The organism is Micromonospora sp. NPDC049799, assembly GCF_040656655.1.
In the GTDB taxonomy this organism is placed as follows: Bacteria; Actinomycetota; Actinomycetes; order Mycobacteriales; family Micromonosporaceae; genus Micromonospora.
Map to the genome: position 1 here is coordinate 1 of NZ_JBFAMU010000639.1, position 2,494 is coordinate 2,494.

Genomic DNA, 2,494 nt, shown 5'->3' on the forward strand with positions numbered 1-2,494 from the left:
GCGGCGAGCAGCTTGCCGGGCAGCCGGATCCGGGCGACGAGGCCGGGCCGGTCGGCGGGGGCGGCGTGCAGCCGCACCTCGACGCCGAGCCGGGCGGCCAGGTGACTCACCACGAACAGACCCATCCGCTCCACGGTGGCCACGTCGGCGGCCGGTGGGGTGGCGAGGACGGCGTTCGCCTCGGCCAGCGCCGTGGGGCTCATCCCGAGGCCCTGGTCGACGATCGCGATGTACGCCGCATCGACGTCCACGTCGGCCTCAACGTTCACCGTCGTGTCCGGACGGGAGAAGGCGGTGGCGTTCTCCAGCAACTCGGCGAGGAGGTGGACCAGCTCGCCCACGGCATGGCCGACGACGTGCAGGTCGGCCACCGACCCGTGCCGGATCCGCTGGTACTGCTCGATCTCGGCGCTGGCGGCGAGAAGCGTCGCGCCGAGGCCGACCGGCCGGTTCCACCGCCGGGTCGACTCGCTGCCGGCGAGGACCAGCAGGCTCTCGTCGTTACGGCGCATGCGGGCGGCCAGGTGGTCGAGCTTGAACAGGTTCTCCAGCTGGTCCGGGTCGCCCTCCTCCCGTTCCAGGTCGTCGAGCAGTTCCAGCTGCCGCTCCACCAGCACCTGGCTGCGCCGCGCGAGGTTGACGAACATCGCGTTGACGTTGCGTCGCATCGTGGCCTGCTCGACGGCGACGCTGACCGCGCTGCGGTGCACGGCGACGAACGCCTCGGCCAACTCGCCGATCTCGTCGAGCGAGCGCACCACGGCGGGCGGCACGTCGATGCTGGGAACACCGCCGGTGACGGTGCGCAGCCGGTCCAGTGCGTCCGGCAGCTCGACCTGCGCGATCCGCAGAGCCTGCCCGCGCAGCATCCGCATCGACCGCGCGATGGACCGGCCGACCAGCAGGGAGATGAGCAGCGCGACGAGCAGCACCGCCACGATCACCCCGACCACCAGCAGGGTGGTCCGCAGCTGCGCCGTGCTGACGTTGTCGGCCTGGCGGACGGCGTCGCCCAGGATTCCGGCCTCCACCTGGCGGAACAGCTCCTGACGCTGCTCGCTGGCGGTCCACCACTGCTCCGCGGGCAGCACCTTCGCGCCACGGTCGCTGGGCAGGCTCTGCTCCTCCAGCCGGGTCGCCGCCACGAAGGCCGGGTCGACCGACGTCTCGTCGTACCGGCGGACCTGGTCGTTGGTGGCGGCGACCCGGAACGCCCCCAGCGCGGTGAGCTGCTGGGCCCGCAGGTCGGCCAGCAGCACCTGGTCCTCGATGCCGTATTGCCGGGCCCGGGCCGCCTCGTAGAGCTGGGCGCGGATCCGGGACGAGAGTTCCTTGACCCGGGCGATCTGGACGTAGCGCAGCACCGCGTCGCTCAGTGCCGGCTGGTCGTCGCCGGGGGCGGGCTCGGCGAGCAGGTTGAGCAGCGCGTCCACCGCGCGGTTGTAGTTGCCGAGGATGGTGTCGCCGCCCAGGACGGCCGGGAGCACCGCCGCCCGGATGGAGACCACCTGCTCGTACGCCTCCCGCACCTCGGAGTACGCGACCCGCCAGGAGGCGTCGGCGCCGGCCAGCGGCTCGGCGGCCTCGTCCAGCCTCCGCATGGCCTGGTCGGTCTGCTCGTGCAGCGGCCTGAGGGCAGCGGCGGACGCGTCCCGGTCGACGCCGGCCCCGCCGCCCCGCAGCTCCCCCAACTCACCGGCGGAGCGGTCCCGCTCCTGCTGAAGTTCGTGCACGGCGGCGGCGATCTCCCGGCCGATGCCGACCTGCTGGGCGAAGTCGCCGAGCGCCGTCGTCCGTCCGACGAGTCCACTGGTCTGGATCCCGGCGAGCACCAGGAACGCCACCGACGGGATGACCAGCACGGTGGCGAGCTTCGTCCGCATCCGCCAGTCCCGCATCCGCAACGCGGAGCGCCGCCGGTGGGCCACGACCCGGACGTCGAACCGGCGGCGGCGGTGGTTCGACACCGTGCCGGGCGCCGCGTCCGGACCTACCCCCACCCCTGCCTCCTCGCACCTCCCGCGTCCGCCGGGACCCGGGGAGCGGGATTCATCCAACCAGGTCAGCAAGCTGTGTCAACGACCCGGGCGCAGGTGCGACTCAGGAATACGAGTCCTTCTCATCCGTCCGGATGATGTCGGCGAGCCCCGCGGCGTCGCCGAGGCGACCCAGCGCGACGAGCGCCCCACCGGTCGCGCCGACCTCCGAGTTGCGCTGGTACCACACGGCCCGGGGGGCGAGCGCCGCGCTGAACGCGTTGCGCCACCAGGGTGACGCGGCCAGCGCTCCCCCGCCGAGCACCACCTCGACCGGCCCGTCCACGGTGGACTCCAGCTCGGCCAGGTCCGCCGCGACCAGGTCGCAGAGCCCACGCATCAGCCCGGCCAGGATCTCGGTCGCGGTGGTGCCGAAGCTCAGCCGGCGCAGCTCCCCCGACCCGGCCGGGGCCAGGCCCGGGGGCCGGTCGCCACCGAAGCGCACGTTCGCCGGTCGC

1 protein-coding gene and 1 pseudogene are annotated in these 2,494 nt (G+C 73.7%); both read right to left on the bottom strand.

Going from position 1 to position 2,494, the window contains the following annotated elements; genetic code table 11:
* A partial coding sequence (locus AB0I76_RS27605; RefSeq protein WP_357041378.1) for a nitrate- and nitrite sensing domain-containing protein occupies positions 1–2,000 on the bottom strand: 2,000 nt, incomplete at its 3' end.
* Between the two features lie 100 nt (positions 2,001–2,100).
* Positions 2,101–2,494 (bottom strand): annotated as a pseudogene (locus AB0I76_RS27610) (carbohydrate kinase); the annotation flags it as partial.